The organism is Jeotgalibacillus campisalis (assembly GCF_000829515.1).
GTDB classification, from domain to species: Bacteria; Bacillota; Bacilli; order Bacillales; family Jeotgalibacillaceae; genus Jeotgalibacillus; species Jeotgalibacillus campisalis.
The window spans coordinates 685,129-704,513 of record NZ_JXRR01000014.1; the positions used below are offsets into that span (position 1 = coordinate 685,129).

23 protein-coding genes are annotated in these 19,385 nt (G+C 40.3%); 1 reads left to right on the forward strand and 22 read right to left on the reverse strand.

The genetic code is table 11. The annotated features are described in order from the left end of the window. Positions 1-5: 5 nt before the first annotated feature. From panD to KR50_RS10510, 10 genes are all read right to left on the reverse strand, one after another. Positions 6-392, reverse strand: a complete 387-nt coding sequence (gene panD, locus KR50_RS10465; RefSeq protein ID WP_041057973.1) for an aspartate 1-decarboxylase — start codon at positions 390-392, stop codon at positions 6-8. Between the two features lie 2 nt (positions 393-394). Then, a complete protein-coding gene (panC, locus tag KR50_RS10470) occupies positions 395-1,243 on the reverse strand; it encodes a pantoate--beta-alanine ligase (RefSeq protein WP_084215554.1) in 849 nt (282 codons plus the stop codon). Next, positions 1,240-2,079: a 3-methyl-2-oxobutanoate hydroxymethyltransferase gene (panB, locus tag KR50_RS10475; protein ID WP_041057975.1), complete on the reverse strand. Its 840-nt coding sequence runs from the start codon at positions 2,077-2,079 to the stop codon at positions 1,240-1,242. The genes panC and panB overlap by 4 nt, the downstream gene beginning before the upstream one ends. Positions 2,080-2,289: 210 nt before the next feature. Then, positions 2,290-3,297, reverse strand: coding sequence for a biotin--[acetyl-CoA-carboxylase] ligase (locus tag KR50_RS10480; protein ID WP_041057977.1), 1,008 nt, complete (start codon positions 3,295-3,297; stop codon positions 2,290-2,292). Further along, the gene (locus tag KR50_RS10485; protein WP_041057979.1) at positions 3,282-4,475 is read right to left on the reverse strand and encodes a CCA tRNA nucleotidyltransferase; all 1,194 of its coding nucleotides are present in this window, start codon (positions 4,473-4,475) and stop codon (positions 3,282-3,284) included. Before KR50_RS10485 ends, KR50_RS10480 begins: the two co-directional genes overlap by 16 nt. Further along, the gene (gene bshA, locus KR50_RS10490; RefSeq protein WP_041057981.1) at positions 4,472-5,611 is read right to left on the reverse strand and encodes an N-acetyl-alpha-D-glucosaminyl L-malate synthase BshA; all 1,140 of its coding nucleotides are present in this window, start codon (positions 5,609-5,611) and stop codon (positions 4,472-4,474) included. The genes KR50_RS10485 and bshA overlap by 4 nt, the downstream gene beginning before the upstream one ends. Continuing rightward, the gene (bshB1, locus tag KR50_RS10495; protein ID WP_041057983.1) at positions 5,612-6,316 is read right to left on the reverse strand and encodes a bacillithiol biosynthesis deacetylase BshB1; all 705 of its coding nucleotides are present in this window, start codon (positions 6,314-6,316) and stop codon (positions 5,612-5,614) included. A 14-nt stretch (positions 6,317-6,330) separates the two neighbouring features. Continuing rightward, entirely contained in the window at positions 6,331-6,705 is a 375-nt protein-coding gene (mgsA, locus tag KR50_RS10500; protein WP_041057985.1) for a methylglyoxal synthase, read from the reverse strand. A gap of 21 nt (positions 6,706-6,726) precedes the next feature. Continuing rightward, positions 6,727-7,536 carry a 4-hydroxy-tetrahydrodipicolinate reductase gene (gene dapB / locus KR50_RS10505; protein ID WP_041057987.1) on the reverse strand — a complete coding sequence of 270 codons (810 nt, stop codon included), beginning with the start codon at positions 7,534-7,536 and terminating at the stop codon, positions 6,727-6,729. A 2-nt stretch (positions 7,537-7,538) separates the two neighbouring features. Continuing rightward, positions 7,539-7,877 (reverse strand): nucleotide pyrophosphohydrolase, encoded by a 339-nt coding sequence (locus KR50_RS10510; RefSeq protein WP_041057989.1) that lies wholly within the window; start codon positions 7,875-7,877, stop codon positions 7,539-7,541. Between the two features lie 81 nt (positions 7,878-7,958). Here KR50_RS10510 and KR50_RS10515 point away from each other — a divergent pair, with 81 nt between their 5' ends. Next, positions 7,959-8,828: a YitT family protein gene (locus KR50_RS10515; protein ID WP_041057990.1), complete on the forward strand. Its 870-nt coding sequence runs from the start codon at positions 7,959-7,961 to the stop codon at positions 8,826-8,828. A gap of 112 nt (positions 8,829-8,940) precedes the next feature. On the opposite strand, the gene KR50_RS10520 is transcribed toward KR50_RS10515, so the two are convergent. The 12 genes from KR50_RS10520 to hisC all read right to left on the reverse strand — a co-directional run bounded on the left by KR50_RS10520 (position 8,941) and on the right by hisC (position 19,351). Next, a complete protein-coding gene (locus KR50_RS10520; RefSeq protein WP_041057992.1) occupies positions 8,941-9,618 on the reverse strand; it encodes a zinc metallopeptidase in 678 nt (225 codons plus the stop codon). A gap of 56 nt (positions 9,619-9,674) precedes the next feature. Continuing rightward, entirely contained in the window at positions 9,675-10,361 is a 687-nt protein-coding gene (locus tag KR50_RS10525; protein ID WP_041057994.1) for a sporulation protein YpjB, read from the reverse strand. Positions 10,362-10,402: 41 nt separating this feature from the next. Continuing rightward, positions 10,403-11,011: a lipoprotein heptaprenylglyceryl N-acetyltransferase LhaT gene (lhaT, locus tag KR50_RS10530; RefSeq protein WP_041058286.1), complete on the reverse strand. Its 609-nt coding sequence runs from the start codon at positions 11,009-11,011 to the stop codon at positions 10,403-10,405. Positions 11,012-11,073: 62 nt separating this feature from the next. Beyond that, positions 11,074-11,841, reverse strand: coding sequence for a menaquinol-cytochrome c reductase cytochrome b/c subunit (locus KR50_RS10535; RefSeq protein WP_041057996.1), 768 nt, complete (start codon positions 11,839-11,841; stop codon positions 11,074-11,076). 45 nt (positions 11,842-11,886) lie between these two features. Next, positions 11,887-12,561, reverse strand: coding sequence for a menaquinol-cytochrome c reductase cytochrome b subunit (qcrB, locus tag KR50_RS10540; protein ID WP_041057998.1), 675 nt, complete (start codon positions 12,559-12,561; stop codon positions 11,887-11,889). A gap of 17 nt (positions 12,562-12,578) precedes the next feature. Continuing rightward, positions 12,579-13,088: a ubiquinol-cytochrome c reductase iron-sulfur subunit gene (locus tag KR50_RS10545; protein WP_041058000.1), complete on the reverse strand. Its 510-nt coding sequence runs from the start codon at positions 13,086-13,088 to the stop codon at positions 12,579-12,581. Between the two features lie 150 nt (positions 13,089-13,238). Beyond that, positions 13,239-13,700 carry a YpiF family protein gene (locus KR50_RS10550; RefSeq protein WP_041058002.1) on the reverse strand — a complete coding sequence of 154 codons (462 nt, stop codon included), beginning with the start codon at positions 13,698-13,700 and terminating at the stop codon, positions 13,239-13,241. Positions 13,701-13,781: 81 nt separating this feature from the next. Next, positions 13,782-14,327, reverse strand: a complete 546-nt coding sequence (locus KR50_RS10555; RefSeq protein WP_041058003.1) for a ReoY family proteolytic degradation factor — start codon at positions 14,325-14,327, stop codon at positions 13,782-13,784. Between the two features lie 43 nt (positions 14,328-14,370). Next, entirely contained in the window at positions 14,371-15,666 is a 1,296-nt protein-coding gene (locus tag KR50_RS10560; protein WP_232304264.1) for a tetratricopeptide repeat protein, read from the reverse strand. Between the two features lie 134 nt (positions 15,667-15,800). Next, positions 15,801-17,090 (reverse strand): 3-phosphoshikimate 1-carboxyvinyltransferase, encoded by a 1,290-nt coding sequence (gene aroA / locus KR50_RS10565; protein WP_041058004.1) that lies wholly within the window; start codon positions 17,088-17,090, stop codon positions 15,801-15,803. A gap of 15 nt (positions 17,091-17,105) precedes the next feature. Continuing rightward, on the reverse strand, positions 17,106-18,209 hold the full coding sequence (locus KR50_RS10570; protein WP_041058005.1) for a prephenate dehydrogenase: 1,104 nt from the start codon (positions 18,207-18,209) through the stop codon (positions 17,106-17,108). 56 nt (positions 18,210-18,265) lie between these two features. Continuing rightward, the gene (hisC, locus tag KR50_RS10575; protein ID WP_041058006.1) at positions 18,266-19,351 is read right to left on the reverse strand and encodes a histidinol-phosphate transaminase; all 1,086 of its coding nucleotides are present in this window, start codon (positions 19,349-19,351) and stop codon (positions 18,266-18,268) included. Between the last annotated feature and the right edge of the window lie 34 nt (positions 19,352-19,385).

Consider the following 19,385-nt stretch of genomic DNA (forward strand, 5'->3'; position numbering starts at 1 on the left):
CAGTTTCAAGACATTATTGTTGCTTCAGGTTCATGAGCAATCATATCCACTATATCATTATGCTCGTTCATAATCGCCACTTTGGGTTTATGATTCACTGCCTGCTCATCAGGGACTAGTTTATAGGAGATAACGATTATCACATCGCCTTCCTGAACGAGGCGTGCTGCTGCTCCATTGACACACATTACTCCACTTCCCCTTTTACCTTTTATGGTATAAGTTTCAAAGCGGGCGCCATTATTATTGTTCACTATTTGAACTTTTTCATTAGGCAATATGCCCACAGCATCCATTATTTCTTCATCGATTGTAATACTCCCAACATAGTTCAAATTGGCTTCTGTTACGCGTGCGCGGTGAATTTTTCCGCTCATCATGGTACGAAACATGGTTATTCCTCCTTCATAGTGAAAATAACGTTATCAATCAGTCTTGCTTTATCAAATTGAACCGCAAGTGCAATAATAACTTTCCCCTTGTTAAGCACTAGTGGGGTTAAATCCGGATACTTGAGAATTTCAATATAATCGATTTTACCATCTGCAGAAGAGTTAATCATATCCCTCATTTTCTTAATTGTTTCCTGAGTACCCAGATGGGATAAACTCTTTTCGCCTTCCTTTAATGCCTTATAAAGAATTGGTGCCTGTTTTCTTTCTGCAGGTGATAAATAAACATTTCTTGAGCTTTTGGCCAAGCCGTCCTGCTCTCTGACGGTCTCTACTGGAACGATCTCTACAGGAAACATCAGCGAATTGACCAGACCTTGAACAACTGCTACTTGCTGGGCATCCTTCTGACCAAAATAGGCGCGATCTGCCTGAACAAGGTTAAAGAGTATGGAAAGCACTGTAATCACTCCATCAAAATGACCAGGTCTTGAGGCCCCGCACATCACATCCGTTCTTTGCTTTGCCGTCATGGAGACTGATAAAGAAGAAGGATAAATTTCCTTGGCATCCGGTATAAATAAGACATCCACTCCGCTTTGCGCCGCAAGTGCTGTATCCCTTTCAAGATCCCGGGGATATTTTTCAAAATCTTCATTTGGACCAAATTGCAAGGGATTTACGAAAATACTCATGACCGTTGTATCGCACTCTTCGAGAGATTTTTTTACTAAACTTAGATGGCCCTCATGCAGGAATCCCATGGTTGGAACAAATCCAACCGTTTTATCTCTTTTTCTTTCATTTCGTGAAAATTCTTTCATTTGGCTAGCACAAGTTAGTTTGATCACTGATTCTTTCCTCCATAAAGTGCGACCCGCTCTTCTTCTTTCAAATTAAAGGAATGGCCCTCGGAAGGAAATTGACCCGTTCTCACTTCTTCTATATATTGTTCCAACGCCTCACCAATTGAAGCGTACACATTTGTGTATTGTTTTACAAACTTAGCTAATTTATAATCTCCATATCCAATTAAATCATGGTAAACAAGCACTTGTCCATCCGACTGCACTCCTGCTCCTATGCCAATCGTCGGAATTGCAAGCTGCGATGTAACCTGCTCCGTTATTTGCTGAGGAATACATTCAAGCACTACAGCAAAGGCACCTGCTTTTTGACATTCAATTGCATCTCTCGTCAATTTCAGTCCTTGTTCGGCTGTTTTTGCCTGAACTTTATATCCACCCAGTACTCCCGCGCTTTGAGGTGTTAAGCCAAGATGCGCCATAACCGGCACACCTGCTTCAGTTAACGAGCGAATCATAGGAATGACATTATTTGCACCTTCTACTTTAACTGCATCAGCTCCTGTTTCCTGAAGCAGGCGTGCAGCATTTTTCAGCGTTTCCTGAGAGGATAAATGATAGGTCATGAAAGGCATGTCAACTACAACAAAGGTATTCGGTGCCCCGCGTTTCACTGCTTTCGTGTGGTGAATCATATCTTCAAGCGTCACCGGAACAGTAGAGTCGTATCCAAGAACCACCATCCCTAAGGAGTCCCCTACTAATATCATGTCAATGCCCGACTGTTCAGCAATTTTCGCTGCTGGATAATCATAGGCTGTGACCATCGTCACCTTTTCATTCATTTCTTTCATTTTCATAAAGTCAGTTGTGGTTTTCATTCTTCGTTCCTCCTCTAATCAGAGGCGCAGAAACATGAACAGGCGTATTGAAAAAATCCTTCTGAATAGACAGAAGGATTTGAGCACAATTCATGGTTTCGATCCTCTGTCCCTGTCACTAATGATCAAGGCAGACTTTTTTATGGAATTTTCTCATACATTTAACGGTGCAGTTCCTAAGATACTGCCCATAATCAGTATAGCAGATTTTCACTCTTTTTCGCGATTTTTAGGATTGATCTCAATATCAGCAGAATATATGGAGTGAACGGCACCCTGGTCGTCCTCAAGCAAAAGTACTCCCTCTTCTGTAATACCGGACGCAATGCCTGATATACTTCCATTAAACGTTCTTGCCGTAATATGCCGTCCGATGGAAATGGCATAGCTTTCCCATAAAAGCTTAATGGGGGCAAACCCTTTTTCCATATACAAATGATAATATTTTTCCAAATGATACATCGTACGCTGGACAATTGCTGCCCTTGATACCTCACTGCCCTTTTCAATAGCCAAAGAGGTTGCTATATCAACCAATTCTTTTGGAAAATCTTCTTGCTTTTGATTAACATTCATCCCTATGCCAATTATCAGGGAGTGGATCTGCTCACTGTCAGCCTGCAGTTCGGTTAAAATTCCAGTTACCTTGCGATTATTGATTAAAAGGTCATTCGGCCATTTAATCTCTACCTGAACGTCACAAATATCCTCGATTGCCTGCACCAATGCCACTGCTGTTAATAAAGTAAATTGCGGAGCTTTTTGTGGAGGCAGCTCAGGTCTCAATAAGAGGCTCATCCAAATTCCGGAGCCTTTTGGGGAATGCCACGATCGGGCCATTCTCCCTCTGCCAGCTGTTTGTTCTTCAGCAATGACAAGCGTTCCTTCTGGTGCATGCTCCTGTGCAAGCTTGTGCGCTATTTTTTGAGTTGATTCAACAGCGTCGTAATGATGGATGCTTCTCCCAAGACTCGTTGTTTGGAGACCTAATAAAATATCGGTTTCTGTAATGTTATCCTGTTGACTGAGCTGCATTAATTTATATCCTTTTTTTCTTTTGGAATCAATGGTTATTCCTTCTTTTCTTAATTCCTCTATATGCTTCCATATCGCTGTTCTGGAACATCCGGCTTCCTTTGCCAGCTGTTCTCCGGATAGGTATTCATCCTGATGGGCTGATAAAGAAACCAGCAGGGATTCTCTTATTTTTGATGCCATTCTTTCACCCACTTTTTGATTTCAGACTTGCTATTATTCAGATGCCCTTCCAGAACTGCTTGTTCTATCTCTGAAAACAGCGTGCCAATCCAGGGTCCTTCTGAACGATCGGACCAGGAGACCAGCTCTCTGCCATTAACATCCAGATCCTTCATGTTTTTTATGGGCAAGGACCTCCAGATGCCGTGAATTTCACTTTCATTATAATCCATTTCGTTAACAGCTGCATACAACTGCTCTGCCTGTTGGATTCTATCTAATCCAGATTCGTATACTATAAAAGGCGACCATGAATGCTCGGTTCTCCAGTTATAAAGATCAATCAATTTTTTTATATAATTAATCTGCTTTCTTGAAAGCCGCCAGCTTTTAAGTGCTGATTCGCATTCACTTCGATCGATAGGGAGCATGACAAGTCCCCATCGCTGCTCAGCCGTTAAATGCTGTATATTCATTTTTGAAAAATGTTTAATTCTGTCCTCTGTAACCGGAAAAGGCGGTAAATATATATGAAATTGCGCCTGTAGTATATATTCCAGTCCTTTAGCCCAGTTCCTGCCCATTAGAAGCTTGTCCATTTCCATTCTTTTTCTTTCAACCGCTATATGCTGCAGCAGATAAGAAAGCTCGAGCATTGTACAAAAGGTATTTTCTTCAATATCAAAAGATAGCTGTGCTGCAAAACGTGCACCTCTGAGCATTCTTAAGGCATCTTCACTAAAACGCTCTTTTGCATCTCCAACGGTCCTGATTATACGTCGTTCAAGATCCTGTCTTCCACCATACAAATCCGTTATATGAAAATCAACTGACATGGCCATAGCATTTATCGTGAAGTCTCTTCTCTTCAGATCCTCTTTTAATGACCTGACAAATTGCACTTGATCTGGTCTTCTAAAGTCTGTATAGGTGCTTTCGGAGCGATAGGTCGTAACTTCATAGCCTTTGCCGTGATGGAGCACCATAACCGTTCCATGTTCAATGCCAACATCAACCGTTTTTTTAAAAAGGAGCTTTATTTCCTGTGGTGTAGCAGAAGTAGCAATATCAACATCATTCACGACTCTATCTAATAAATGATCCCTGACACATCCCCCTACAAAATAAGCTTCATATCCGCCTTGGTGAATCTTTTTCAAAACGGGAATGGCTTCTATAAAAGAATCGGCTGCACTCATATTGTCACCTTTTCTTGTAGAACGTTTTCGTATATATCCTCGTACTCCTTCACAATTTTTGACGAATGAAAACGTTCTCTCACCGTATTAATGCAGGCTATTGAGAATTTTTCATACGTCACCGGATTAGAAAGTAATTCATCTGCTTTGGCTACAATTTCTTCAATATCCCCGACTTCACAAATGAATCCATTTTCGCCATTTTGAATGACTTCTGGAATGCCGCCTACATTCGTTCCGATACACGGAACACCGCACGCCATCGCCTCTAAAGCTACTAAGCCGAAACTTTCTTTTTCGGATAAGAGCAGCATGAGATCACTAATTGAATACAGTTCTTCAACATTTTCTTTTTTTCCTAAAAATAACACATGCTCTTTTATGTCCAGCTGATCTACTTTTTTGCAGATTACAGACATTTCCGGGCCATCTCCTACCAGCAACAATTTTGCAGGCGTTTTTTTTCTTATTTCTGCAAACGACTGAATCACGTCCTCAACTCTTTTCACTGCTCTGAAGTTTGATACATGAATAATTACTTTTTCGTCAGCTGAGATATGATATTCGTCCTTCAATGTTTCGGCCGGCACTTTACGGTAAACACGCTCATCAATGAAATTATGAATGACATCCAGGCTTTTATCAGGTGAAATCAATTCATGCGTTTGCTTGGCTAAAGCATGCGATACAGTTGTCACCCGATCTGATTCTTCAATGCCAAAGCGGATGGCATCCTGCAGTGAGGGATCAAACCCTAAAACCGTTATATCGGTGCCATGAAGCGTTGTCACAATCCCCACAGAGGACTTCGCCATTTGTTTCCCCAGTATTGCACAGACTGCATGAGGAATTGCATAATGCACATGTAAAATATCAAGGTTTTCTCTTTTTATAATTTCAGACATTTTGTTTGCCAACGCAATATCATAAGGAGGATATTGAAAAACTGAATAATGATTAACTTCTACCTGATGAAAAAAGATATTTGAATACATTTTATTTAAACGAAACGGAATGCTTGATGTAATAAAATGAATTTCATGGCCTTTTTCAGCAAGGAGTTTCCCGAGTTCTGTCGCGATGATTCCTGATCCCCCTACTGTGGGATAACATGTAATGCCGATTTTTAACTTCATTTAAAATTCTCCTAGTAAATCATGATCTAATACAATCGGACGCTCCGTCATAAAACCTTCTGCGTACGAACAGCCAGCCTGCTTACCTAAAACAAGATCTCTAGCTATCACCGATTCTGTATAACCTTTCGTTAATGGCGTCTCTACGCCGTCCCTTGGTTGAAACTGACTTTTATAAGCAGAAAGCGCACTTTTTTTCATTTCTATTTCATTTGAAATATTAACGACAAAATGGGGTGTATGTATTCCGTTAATCATATAATAATAAACCGGCGCTTTGCATGCTTTGCCTAGTTGATCTGGATGGAACTTATGAATGCCTGCTGAAAATGCAGCTTCTTTTACGAGTGCAGATGCATTCCCATGATCAGGATGACGATCTGCAGCATACGGCGCAAAAATAATCCTCGGTTGATACTTTCTAATGACTTCAACGACAGACTTTATTTGCTCTAACGTATTTTCAATTCCGCGATCCGGAATTCCAAGGTTTATCCGTTCTGTCACACCTAGTATCTCCGCTGCTTCTGCAGCTTCTTTTTTTCTAATTTCAGTTGTACCATTGGAAGAAAGTTCTGCTTCAGTCAAATCACAAAGAACAATTTTTTTCCTGCGCGAAGCCCACTTGGCAATCGTTCCGCCCATTCCAATTTCAATGTCGTCAGCATGAGCGCCGATCGCCAGGATATCAATTGGTTCTATCATTTTTAAACCACCCTTTAAAATTCGTTTCTCCGAATCGCATGAATAAGAATTTGAGCCATACCAATATTTGTAGCCATCGGTATGCGGTATACATCTCCAAGCCGGATTAAAGCAGAAACATCTGGTTCATGCGGCTGAGCTGTGAGAGGGTCACGAAAGAAAAATACCGCGTCAAGCTCCTGATTGGCAATTCGTGCGCCAATTTCCTGATCTCCACCGAGTGGACCTGACTTAAATCGATGGATCGGGAGTTCTGTTCTCTCATTAACCCTCAAACCGGTTGTACCCGTTGCAAACAATTCATGCTGAGAGAAAACATCTTTATGTTTACTGACAAAATCCAAAAGCTCTTCTTTTTTCTTATCATGTGCAATTAACGCAATCTTCACAGTTACCCCTCCAATTATCTTTTAATCTAAAATATTTTCCAGGCCATAGACCAGTGTGTTTAAATTCATGACCGTTTCTACACATATACTTACTCCGGACATGAAAGAAGCCCTGTCGTTCGAATCATGCCGTATAGTTAGAAGCTGACCGCCGCTTCCAAACAGCACCTGTTGATGGGCAATTAAGCCAGGGAGACGCACGCTGTGAATCTTTATTCCATCAAGATCTGCCCCCCTTGCACCTTCAAGAGTTTCTTCTTCAGCTGGGTGACCTTGTTTTTTTGACGTACGGTTTTCCCTAATCATCTGTGCTGTTTTAATCGCAGTTCCTGATGGTGCATCGAGTTTCTGATCGTGATGCATTTCAATAATCTCGACATCCTCAAAATATTTTGCGGCCATTTGAGAAAACTTCATCATCAGAACTGCTCCTATTGCAAAGTTCGGTGCAATAATAACGCCTATGTTTCTTTCTTCTGCGAGATTCGTTAACTCGTCCAATTGGCTACTCGTAAATCCTGTAGTACCCACTACCGGACGAACATTATTTAAAAGAGCCGTTTTTGTATGTCTATACCCTGTTTCTGGTGTAGTAAGGTCGATCAGAACATCTGGTGACGTTTCGTTGAAGCAAATGTCTAAGTCATTGTAGATGGATATTGACTCCGGCAGATAGCCAAATCCTTCCACTTGATCCAGGCTCTGTCCAACATTCTTATAGTCAATCACTGAAACTAGCTGCATTCCATCATGATCTGTCACCATTTTGACAGCTTCTCGTCCCATTCTTCCCCGCGGTCCTGCTATCACAACTTTAATATTATTTGGCATTTTTATTCCTTCCCTTCAATACGAGTCCAGCGATTTTTATCTCTCGTGTTAAATTTGTTCATGACTCGATTATGGGCTTTTTCCAAGCTTATATTTTGCTGGTTCGCAAAGCAAGTCAGTACAAAAAGCATATCTCCGAGCTCTTCTTCAATTGTGCTTTCATCTTCAGAAGATTTTTTTGGTTTTTCACCGTAATGATGGTTCACTTCTCTGGCTAATTCTCCAAGCTCTTCAGTCATTCTTGCCATCATCGCAAGAGGGCTGAAATACCCTTCTTTAAATTGACTTATGTATTGATCTACGTCTGCTTGCATTTCGTTCATTGTTTTATCTTTTTGCATGATTTCACTCCTAATTCAGTTTGCCAACCCTCACTTGTTTGACTATAATTGCTTCGTATGTAATGAAAAGGGGAGATGTTTATGCCGTTTGGTTTAAGATTAAAAAACTGTTTATTTATTTTGTTGGGTTCATCTATTTTCAGCTTCGGCATCGTTCATTTTAACATTCAAAACAACTTGGCTGAAGGGGGTTTCACAGGGATTACGCTTTTATTATACTTTATTTTCGATTTAAAGCCTTCTATAACGAATTTACTTCTGAATATTCCTATTTTTTTAATCGGCTGGAGGCTCCTTGGCAGAAAAGCCTTTCTCTACACTATTCTTGGCACCATCAGTGTGTCAATCTTTTTAGAAGTGTTTTATCGGTACCAATTTGCAATTCCTTTATCAGATGATTTATTTTTAGCAGCCCTTTTTGCCGGGGCTTTTATCGGAGTCGGGCTGGGTATTATTTTCCGGTACGGCGGCACTACCGGCGGTGTCGATATTATTGCACGACTTGCAAATAAGTACAGCGGCTGGAGCATGGGAAGAACCATGTTTTTGTTTGATGCCGTGGTTATTCTGCTTTCACTTGTCACCTATTTAAATTATCGTGAGGCAATGTATACCTTAGTAGCTGTATTTGTAGGCGCAAGAGTCATTGATTTCATGCAGGAGGGTGCTTATGCTGCAAAAGGAGCTATGATTATCTCACCTGCTCAATCCCAAATCGCTGACAGGATCACGCTCGAAATGGACAGAGGTGTTACGGTACTCACAGGTACAGGACATTACTCAAAAGAGTCCCGCTCTGTCCTTTATTGTGTAGTGGGCAGAAATGAAATCGTGCGTTTAAAAAACATCATTACATCCATAGATCCCCACGCGTTTGTCTCGGTTACTGATGTTCATGATGTACTAGGAGAAGGTTTTACATTAGACGAGAATAAACGTCCAATAGAATAATACACCACTCTGCTTGCCGGTTAACTTGAAAATCGTTTCATCAAGATTATTATGAGAATTTCCTATCATTGTAAAGTAAAGAGGACTGCCAGATGGCAGTCCTCTTTACTTTCTAATCGTCTCCATTCATTCCCATAAACATCAAGATAAATCTCAGCAATTCAAGCAATGCAATTAAGGCTGCAGCTACATATGTTAAGGCAGCGGCATTTAATACTTTTTTAGCGTGAGGCTCTTCCTCATTGCGAATAATTCCGCTGCTGACCATCTGATTCATGGCACGGGATGAAGCATCAAATTCAACGGGGAGCGTCACAAATTGGAACAAAACGGCAGTTGCGAAAAACAGGATACCTACCAGATAAAGTCCGCTAAGCTGTAGGAGTGCTCCACCGATAATCAAAAAGATCGATAAATTAGAACCGAGGCTTGCAACCGGAGCCAGGGCAGAACGGAATTTAAGAAATGCATAGCCTTCAGCATGCTGGATGGCATGTCCTACTTCATGCGCTGCTACTGCAGCACCGGCAACTGACATTTTATGATAATTGTCGGGTGAAAGAACAATTTCTTTTGAAGCCGGGTTGTAATGATCACTTAAAAACCCTCTTCCCGGTTTCACTGTTACATCGTAAATATTATTATCTTCAAGAATTCTTCTAGCTACTTCCGCCCCAGTCATGTTGGCAGTTGTGGCAATTTTAGAATATTTTTTATACGTATTTTTAACTCTTCTGTTTGCCCATAAAGGAACAAGCAAGATAACTGCAAAGTAAATTAAAAAATCCATTGTGTCCCTCCAAGATGTATGTTTGATTAAATTTTACCTTTATTCTTGATTATCTGTCAATCAGTATGATTCCGTAACCTTTTTCTTCTTTTTTCTCCGACATATTTTCGCCACGAAGCATAAGTCAGCGCAGAAATTAAGGCGGCTCCGGTGACCGTAGAAACCAATACTATGTTCGACCCGGCCAAATGGTTTTCATACCATTCGGTAAACGTCGGTATGGAATTACCAGGCTGATTTATTGAGGCAATCACAAGATCATTATCAGAAATGGAAGCAGCCTGTATAGCTTGTAAATCATTATTTTGGGACATCATTTGCAGTACTGGAATCATCGCATCGTACACTTTGTTTAATTCTTCAACCGCTTCTCCGCCGCTTTCATTCCCCTCTGCAGTCAGAGAATGAAAATAAGCATTTAAGGTTCTTATATATTCTACGCTGTCTTGGGTTGCATATTCAGCCAGTGAAAGAAATGACCATAGCTCGAGTAATTTATCCTGATGTGATAAATTGCTTCCTGAAAGGACCGTTATAAGCTTCGTATAATGTCCCTCCAATGGTTCTCTTTCGCTTGCAGTCAGAGATAAATACCAGTCATTTAAACGACCGACACCTTCTTCATAATCCCCGGACGAAATATATTGATAAATTTCATTAAAGTTTTTTTCAGCATGAGCCGTTTGAAAGGGAAACCCTATAAAGAAAACCAACAGGATACATACTGCGTAACGCTTCTTCATCCCCATCCCCTCCTACACTAAACTATGCAGAAGGAGTTCCTTTAAGAAGAGTAATTAACCAATTCCCGCTTTGTTCTATTTTTCCTGATAACTAACCAATAAGCTAACACGATCGAGATCACACTAAGCCAAAATGTAAAGTAGCCAATCTCCATTATAAAATCTTCAAGCCTTGAATAAATCGGATACTGACCAAAAACGTAGTCAATAACATCATTATGTAAAGTCCATATAGCAGCCAACAACAAATGCACCCATGAAAAACGGTAAAACGGAGCATACAGTATTCCCTGAAGAGCCATGGCCCCGTGAGAAAAAATCAGCATCCACGCCTGCAGTGAGATGGTCCCTGTTACTTGCCAGGTTAATAAATTCATTACAACTGCCCAGATTCCATATTTAAACAATGTAACAAGCGCTAACGCCTCCATTATTTTCCACCTTTTACCTAACAGAAAAAATCCAATGACAATAGTAAAAAATAAACTTGCTGTAGGACTGTCAGGTACAAAGAGTAAAAATATTGGCTCAGTAATCATCAACTGATATTCATACCAGTAATAACCATAAAGTGATCCTGCTAAATTTACTATAAACAATAATATCAAGAAATTCCGGTTTGTCAGCCACATATAAAGTACTTCTTTCATGCCAGTATCATCCTCACTTTCAAAAAAAAGAGCCAGTAAGCACCGGCTCTTTTTTGTCATTCTTATTCAGCTCCAACTTCTTCAATATACGCTGCAAGCTCTTCCAATTCTTCATCTGTTCCCTGGAAAAGATCAGCAGGCATATTTCCTTTTCCGTTTACAGCTATGTCAGCAATTTCATCTGCTTTCAAACCTGAACCGGCAAGTGAAGGAGCAGCAGAACCGCCCTCTAAATTCTCACCGTGACAGCTTATACAACCCTGTTCCTCATAGATTGCATAACCTGCAGCCTCAGTATCTACTTCAACTTCGGCAACAATTTCACCTTGAGAACGCTGATGTTCCCAGTCATGATAAGCAACAGATTCCCATGTAAGGAAAATGGTTGCAGCCACACCCAGCAGCATAAAACTTGTAGCCAATGGGCGTTTTCCTGGACGTCGTTCAGGCCCTCTGTCAATAAATGGAGCTAACAGCAGTGCTCCAAACGCGATGCCCGGAATGACGAATGCCCCAATAACGTTGTAAGGTCCTGATGCAAAATCATACTTAAGTAATTGATATAAAAATAAGAAGTACCAGTCAGGCAATGGAGTATAACCAGCATCTGTTGGATCAGCAATTTTCTCTAATGGCGGCTCATGTGCCACTGTTAAAGAAAGGTATCCAATTAAAAATACTGCTCCTACCAGCCATTCTTTTAATAAAAAGTTTGGCCAGAATGCTTCTGTTTTGCCCGGGAACTCCGAATAGTCCTTCGGGATATTCGGTTTACGATTTGCAGGGACCCGTGAATCGCCTACAAATTTCATCCCTTTTCCGCGATGCATAGCTTTTCCCTCCTTTATTTCTCTAAATGGATTAGCAACTCAAATTTAAAGTGGTCCTGAAATACCTTGCTTACGAATCATGATAAAGTGAGCAGCCATGAGTCCAAGAAGAGCTCCAGGCAAGAAAAATACATGAATCGCGAAGAAACGCGTTAAGGTTTGAGCACCTAATATAGTCGGATCACCTGCAAGAAGTGTTCTGATCTGTTCTCCAATAAATGGAGTTGCTGCGGCAATCTCGATTCCTACTTTCGTAGCAAATAGAGCTTTCATATCCCAAGGAAGCAAGTACCCTGTAAAACCAAGTCCAAGCATAACAAAGAAAATAAGTACACCTACTACCCAATTTAACTCACGGGGCTTTTTATATGCTCCTGTGAAAAACACCCGTAAAGTATGAAGAAACAGCATTACGATAACCAAACTTGCTCCCCAGTGATGCATTCCTCGCACAATTACACCAAAGGCTACTTCATTTTGAAGATAATAAACTGATCTCCATGCGTTTTCAATATCCGGAACATAGTACATTGTTAAAAACATACCGGACAGAATTTGTATAACAGTTACAAAGAATGTAAGTCCGCCGAAACAATACACAAACGCCGAAAAGTGGTGAGCAGGGTTTACGTGCTCAGGCACTTCATGGTCTGCGATATCACGCCACATTGGTGTAATATCCAGCCGTTCATCGACCCAATCATAAATCTTATTAAGCACCAAATACGCCCCCTTTTCTAAACAATCTTGTTCGGCACGACTTGTCCGAGCTGCAGAATCCCATCATCGCCTACTCTGGCTTCAAACTGATCCAGAGGAGCCGTTGGCGGCGTTCCCGGTACGTTCTTACCGCTTTTTTCATATAAACCATTATGGCAAGGACAGAAGAAACGATTCGGATCGCTTTCTCTTCCTTCCCAGCTTACCGTACATCCTAAATGCTTACATGTCGGGTTAAGCGCTACAATTTCTCCCGCTTCATCAAGATAAACCCATGCAGTGTTTGTAACGTCGGAAGTATACCATGCATCAACTTGTTCAAAAGTGAAATCAACACGAATTGGTGTATCTGATAATTCATCTTCAGATGTACCAGTTGTGATAAAGTCCCCGCCTGCTTCCGCAGTAAGAACTGGATCGATAGCAAAACGCACCATCGGCATGAGCATTCCTGCCGCCATGAAACCGCCTACACCTGTAAGTGTGTAATTTAAAAATTGACGACGTGAAACACGTTGGTTACTCATTGTTTTCCCCCCTCTATCTTCAGGTCAGTCCGTCCGGACATATTTCGCACAAATATATAACTAGGACATATTCATGATATATCAATATATTATCAAGGTCAATATTGCGCGGAGCCTTTTCAAATTAACATTGTGAAGTTTTCTTGAACGTTAGTTTGTTTGCCACTTTTGCACAATTAATTTAACTAATTGATTTACTTGATCGTCAACTATTTTTCTTTTGTATTTTTCCTCCATATGTTCAAGTGGAATAGATGGCATCCAGATTAATTTTCCATCAAGATCGCTTTCAAACTCTTTCCACCCTGAATCTGAAGTCAGACAAAATACATGGTCAAACTGCCGGGATTCAAATTCTTGAATCCATTTCTGCAATTTCTCCAAACGGTGTTGAGCATCCTCCTCACTCAAGTAAGTAAATGGAGGAACGAGAAGCATTCTTCCTTTAAATTGCCTTTCAAGTAAATTAGTCAGCAGTGTAATAAATTCAGCCTGCTCAGCTTCCTGTTTGGTTCGATCTGAAAAACTAATTGGCAGCAAGGGAACAATTATAGTATCAATATAGGCTTTTTCCTTTAAATATAAACTGATTTCTTTAGCATTCCATAACATCGAGTAATTACCCCCATTTCTTCATCCCCTATATTTTATCATAAAAAAAAGACGACCTATAGCGATCGTCTTAATTCCTTTTTATAATAGTGATACATTTTTAAGTTCTTCAGTCAGTTTCGTAAACGTTTCATGGTCTTGAGCATCTAAAGCACGGTCTATCTCATCGAGCAGCTTTTGTTTTTTAAATGTGACAATGCTCTCCTTTAAGAACTGTTCAGCTACAATTCTGTCTTTTTCCGTAATACGCAAATATTTCGGCATAAAAGGATTCTCCTCCATGACTGCCGCATACTGATGAGTGGCATGGGAAGCATGGAAATTAAGCTGTATAAAAATATCTTCATCACGATGCAGACGAATATCATGAAATGATTTTTCTGCATCAGTGGTCATAATGTTTCCTTTATAAAATCGGAATGCAACATCCTCAACACATTGTGTTGACATTACAATTCCCCTGGGACAATATTGGGCTTCTTCAACAAAATGCAGATTTTCCATTAACTCATCATGACTCATTAAATAATTTAAAATCCATACAGACTCTCTTCTTTTAAGCTGATAGTGATTTAAAAACCATCTTATAAAATCTTTTTTCTCATGTACTGAAACTGGTGTGGCCATGCGATTCCCCCCTTTGCCCATTGATCAGTATAACGGCAGGTATTTACATCTGCTCAAGACGCTCGAGTGTTTCAAGCCACTCTTCGTTTGTTGGATCTTTCTCTGCTAATTTACTAAAGACCTTTTGAGCTTCTGACAGCCTGCTTTCTTCTAAAAGAAATAATCCATAATCCTCAAGAAAATCTATATGATCATTATATACCACATATGCTTGGCTATATTCATCAGATGCCTTCTCAAATTCTTCAAGCCATTCGAAAGCTTTTGCAGCATCCCAGTGAAATTGAGGGTCACTTTCCCCTGCATTTTCAACCAGGCTGATGACTTCAAGAATTTCATCCGCTTTTTCCTGCTTAATAAGTAATCTGTTCAATAAAAGAGCAGCTTCTAAAAAATTCGGGTCAATGGCGATTGCCTGGCGAAGATAGGATTCAGCATTTTTTTCGCTGCCTTTTTTTAGGGACAGTTTTCCAGCATAAAGAAAAAGTTCTTTATTGAACGGATCAACCTTCAGTCCCTTCTGAGCAGTCTCCAGTGCTTCTTCAAGCTGATCATCGTGCTCGCAGGCTTTGGCAAGGAGAAGGTAGGCAGAATGGTAGTCAGGGTCATTCTCAATGATTTCTGACAGAATTTCTATTGCTGTTCTATAATGAGCAGCCTGAAAAGCTGTAAAGCCATAACCAAATAATGTATTGATTTCTCTGCTGTCTTTCAATGCGCTTTCATAATAAGGAAGCGACTCCTCAAAAGCCCCCCCTGCGCTGTAGCATTCACCCAGCCGCTGATGTATTTGCACCCCAGCTATTTCATTAATATTCTTTTGAAGCACTTCTTTGTAATGTCTGATCGCTTCTAAAAAACGGCCCTGTTCATTATATAATTCGGCAAGTGCAAACTGTATAACCGGTTCTTCCGGCTTTTTTTGTACAGCCTGCTTCAATTTTCTTTCACTCACCTCATATAGGCCCTGCATTTGATACAGATCCGCTGACAGAAGCAAAGATCTTGGGTAGAACTCATCTTCTTCATTTATATTATCAAGCTGCAGCAATGCTTCTTCAGCCTGATCCATTTCAACTAAGGTTTCTGCAAGCAGTACTTTCAGTTCAGCTTCATCTGGATAACGCTGAATAAGGATCTCAAATAATTCCTTTGCCTGGTCAAGAAACCCAAGCTGAAAAAGTTCTTCTGCCAGTTCGAACTTTTCATCATCCGTTCCCGTTTTTTTTATTTCTGAAAACTCTTTTAACCCTTGCTCTAGATTGTTATCGTGCAATGATTGGATCATTCGGTTTGATACATTCACGCTTTGGTCCCTCATTTCCTTCACTTTGATCATATGTTATATCCTAAAAAAAATTTGACCAATTAGCAAACTATACCTTCTGAGATGACTTAAAAAGATAATTCGGCAAGACATACAAAATACCCTTTTAAAAAATAAAAAAAGTAAACGATGCCGATCGGCATCGTTTACTGATTAACTGCAATGGAATGTAAATCAGATAAGAATTCAGGGTATGAAACGCTAATAGCCTCAAATCCATCTATTTGCACTTCTTCATTTGTCAGCAAAGCGGCTACAGCAAGCATCATGCCAATACGATGATCCCCCCGGGAACTGACCATCCCCCCATGAAGAACAGCAGGTCCATGGATGATCATACCGTCTTCTGTTGCATCTATATTTGCTCCTAATTTTTTTAATTCCTGAACAACAGCGTCAATGCGGTTTGTTTCTTTCACTTTTAATTCTTCTGCGTCTTTAATAATAGTTGTACCAAGAGCCTGGGTGGCAAGCAGCGCGATTATCGGGATTTCATCAATCAATTTTGGAATGATGGATCCACCTATTTCAACCGACGTTAACTGACTGCTTTTAATGGTCAGTGTTGATACTGGCTCAGCCCTGTCCTTTTCACATTCAACAGTAAGGTCCGCTCCCATTTGGTTTAATACATCAATTATGCCGTCCCGTGTAGGGTTTAACCCAACATCTGTCAGCGTCAGTTGACTGCCGTTTACAATCGCTCCGGCTACCAGAAAAAATGCCGCTGAAGATATATCTCCCGGAACGTTAACCGTTTGTCCTTTAAATTGCTGCCCGCCTTCAATTGTAATACGATTATGATCTCGTGTAATCGACCCGCCAAAATGCTCAATCATTCGCTCGGTATGATCTCTGGTTTTTTCAGGTTCAATAATCGTAGTAATTCCCTCAGCTTGCAGACCGGCAAAAATGATGGCTGATTTTAGCTGCGCACTTGCGTGGGGCATAATAAATTCAATAGGAGATAGTTTTCCCCCTCTGACAGAAATTGGCGTATACTGCCCATTTTCTCTTCCATCAATTTTGGCACCCATTTTTTTTAATGGGTCTGTTACACGACGCATTGGACGCGATGCAATAGATTCATCTCCTATTACAACCGAATGAAAAGGCAGGCCGGCCAATATTCCAAGTAATAATCGAGTAGTGGTGCCGGAATTTCCTACATCAAGCAGCTCCTTAGGTTCTTTTAAACCACTGAAACCGACTCCGTGAATAATGATTTCATTTTCCGATTCATCGATCTGTACACCCATGCTTCGAAAGCACTGAATTGTACTCAAACAGTCATCACCTTTTAAAAAGCCTCTTACTACTGTTTTACCTTCAGCCAATGCCCCAAACATAATAGAACGGTGAGAAATCGATTTATCTCCCGGAACCTTAATAGAGCCCTTTAAAATGGGATTTTGAAAACATAGAGAATGTTTCATCCGAAACTCCTTTCCTTACACCGTAAAAACCTCGTAAGATGTAGTCGACCTAATGCAGGCTTCTCCTTTTTTGCGGTCTTCTTCTGTTTGAAAGCTGATGGACAGCACGCCATATATGTCTTCTCTTGTTTCCATGATCCTTATATTGACAATACTGATTGCTTCTTTTGCCAGGTGGCCCGTTATTTCATGAATAATGCCGGGATAATCAGGTATATCTACAAATAGATCATAGAAGGAAGGAATAGCCCCTTTTTGAAGAATCGGCATATCATCTCTGAAATTTTTCGCTTCCTTAAAATATAGGTACATCTCTTCAGAATCTTGCTGTTCTAGCAAATTGACTACTTTATTCATTTCATCCTGCCAACCAATTAAAAGACTTTTTAAGACCTCTGTATTATGCATCGTTATATCACGCCACATTACGGGATCGGATGATGCAATTCGGGATAAATCACGAAATCCTCCAGCAGCAAGTCTTGAAATTAAAGGCTGCTTGGCATGTACTTTTTTTACCTGATGAACCAGAGAACTTGCCACAATATGTGGAAAATGGCTCACCATTCCAGTAATTTCATCATGCTCCATGGGATCTACAACTAAAAATTTAGCCCGGGTTCCAGCGAGCCATTTTTTTAATTGCTCAACATGAAAATCAGTGGCGCTGTTGCCGGGTGTTAATAAATAAAAAGCATTTTCAAATAATAAGACCTTTGATGCAGCCACACCGCTTTTATGTGAACCTGCCATTGGATGACCTCCGATAAAAGGGCAGCCAATCTCATCAAATACTTTTGCTTTTTGCATAATTCTCTTTTTCGTACTGCCGACATCCGTTATAATCGCATTGTCCTTAATGTGCCAAGCAGAAATTTCATCAATCAGTTTTTCTGTTTGGAAAACAGGCGTGCATAAGAAAATTAAATCTGCTCTTTCAATATCCTGCTTTAAATCCGTGCCTATTTCTGATATCGCATTCATCGCCATAGCAAGACGCGTTTCTTTGCGGTTAATGTCATAGCCGATTACATTTGCCCGGGGATTTTCCTGTGAAATGGACAAACCAATCGATCCTCCAATTAAGCCTAAGCCAACAATTACAACCGTTCCTTCCATTTAACCACACCTTATTTTAGCGCTGTGCACAGAATTATTCTTTTTTAAGCTGACACTTAATTTTTCAGTATCCCTTTTAAGACATTAATGATTTTTTCATTTTGTTCTTTTGAGCCAATAGTAATTCTAAGAGCTGTCGGGTATCCAAGAGCCTTACCGCTGCGGACGATATAGCCATTTTTCATAAGCTCTTGAAAAAGAAGATCTCCATCCCGTTCAAAATCAATTAAGATAAAGTTTCCCTGTGATGGAAAATAAGACAGGCCAGCTTCTTTACAAAAGTCGTAGTACTGCTCCAGCCCCAAACGATTCTGCTTCACGCAATTCTCCAGGAACTCCTCGTCTCCTAAAGCAATTTGTGCTGCAGTTTGTCCCAAAACATTTGTATTAAAAGGTTCACGAACAGGTTCGATTGCCTGAATAATGGAAGGGGATGCCATGCCATATCCAACTCTAAAACCGGCAAGTCCGTATGCTTTTGAAAATGTTCTTGTTACTAACAGATTCGGGTAGGACTTCAACAGTTCTACAGCGTCATAGTAGTCTTCAGCTACTGCATATTCATGGTAGGCTTCATCAAGCACAATTAGCACGTGATCAGGTACAAGATCAAAGAAAGATGTTAGCTCCAGCTTGTTTATATATTTCCCTGTAGGGTTATTAGGGCTGCACACCCAGACAATGGATGTATTTTCGTTAATTGCCTCAGCCATTTTCTGAAGATCATGTGCGCCATTAATTAAAGGGACCTCGACAGCTTCAGCGCCTTCAATAATCGCATTGTGCTTATATTGAGGAAAACTTGGGACGGGCATGACTGTGTTCTTTCCTTTTTCAAGCATCGCTCTTGAGATAATTTGAATGATCTCATCCGAGCCATTGCCCAAAATGAATTGTTCAGGAGAAAGAGAGTATTTTTTTGCTAGAGAGTCACGTAAATTTGTTGCGTATCCATCTGGATAAATTGCATGATTTACTCCATTTTCTTTAAACCATTCATCAACTTTTGGAGAACAGCCAAATGGATTTTCATTCGAAGCAAGCTTTACAATTTCACTGAGACCAAATTCTTTCTTCACTTCATCCGAAGGTTTTCCGGGTTTATAAGGAACTAAGTTTGTGATCTGTGCCTTAATATTCATGAACATCATCCAATCTATTTATATAGTGGTTTTT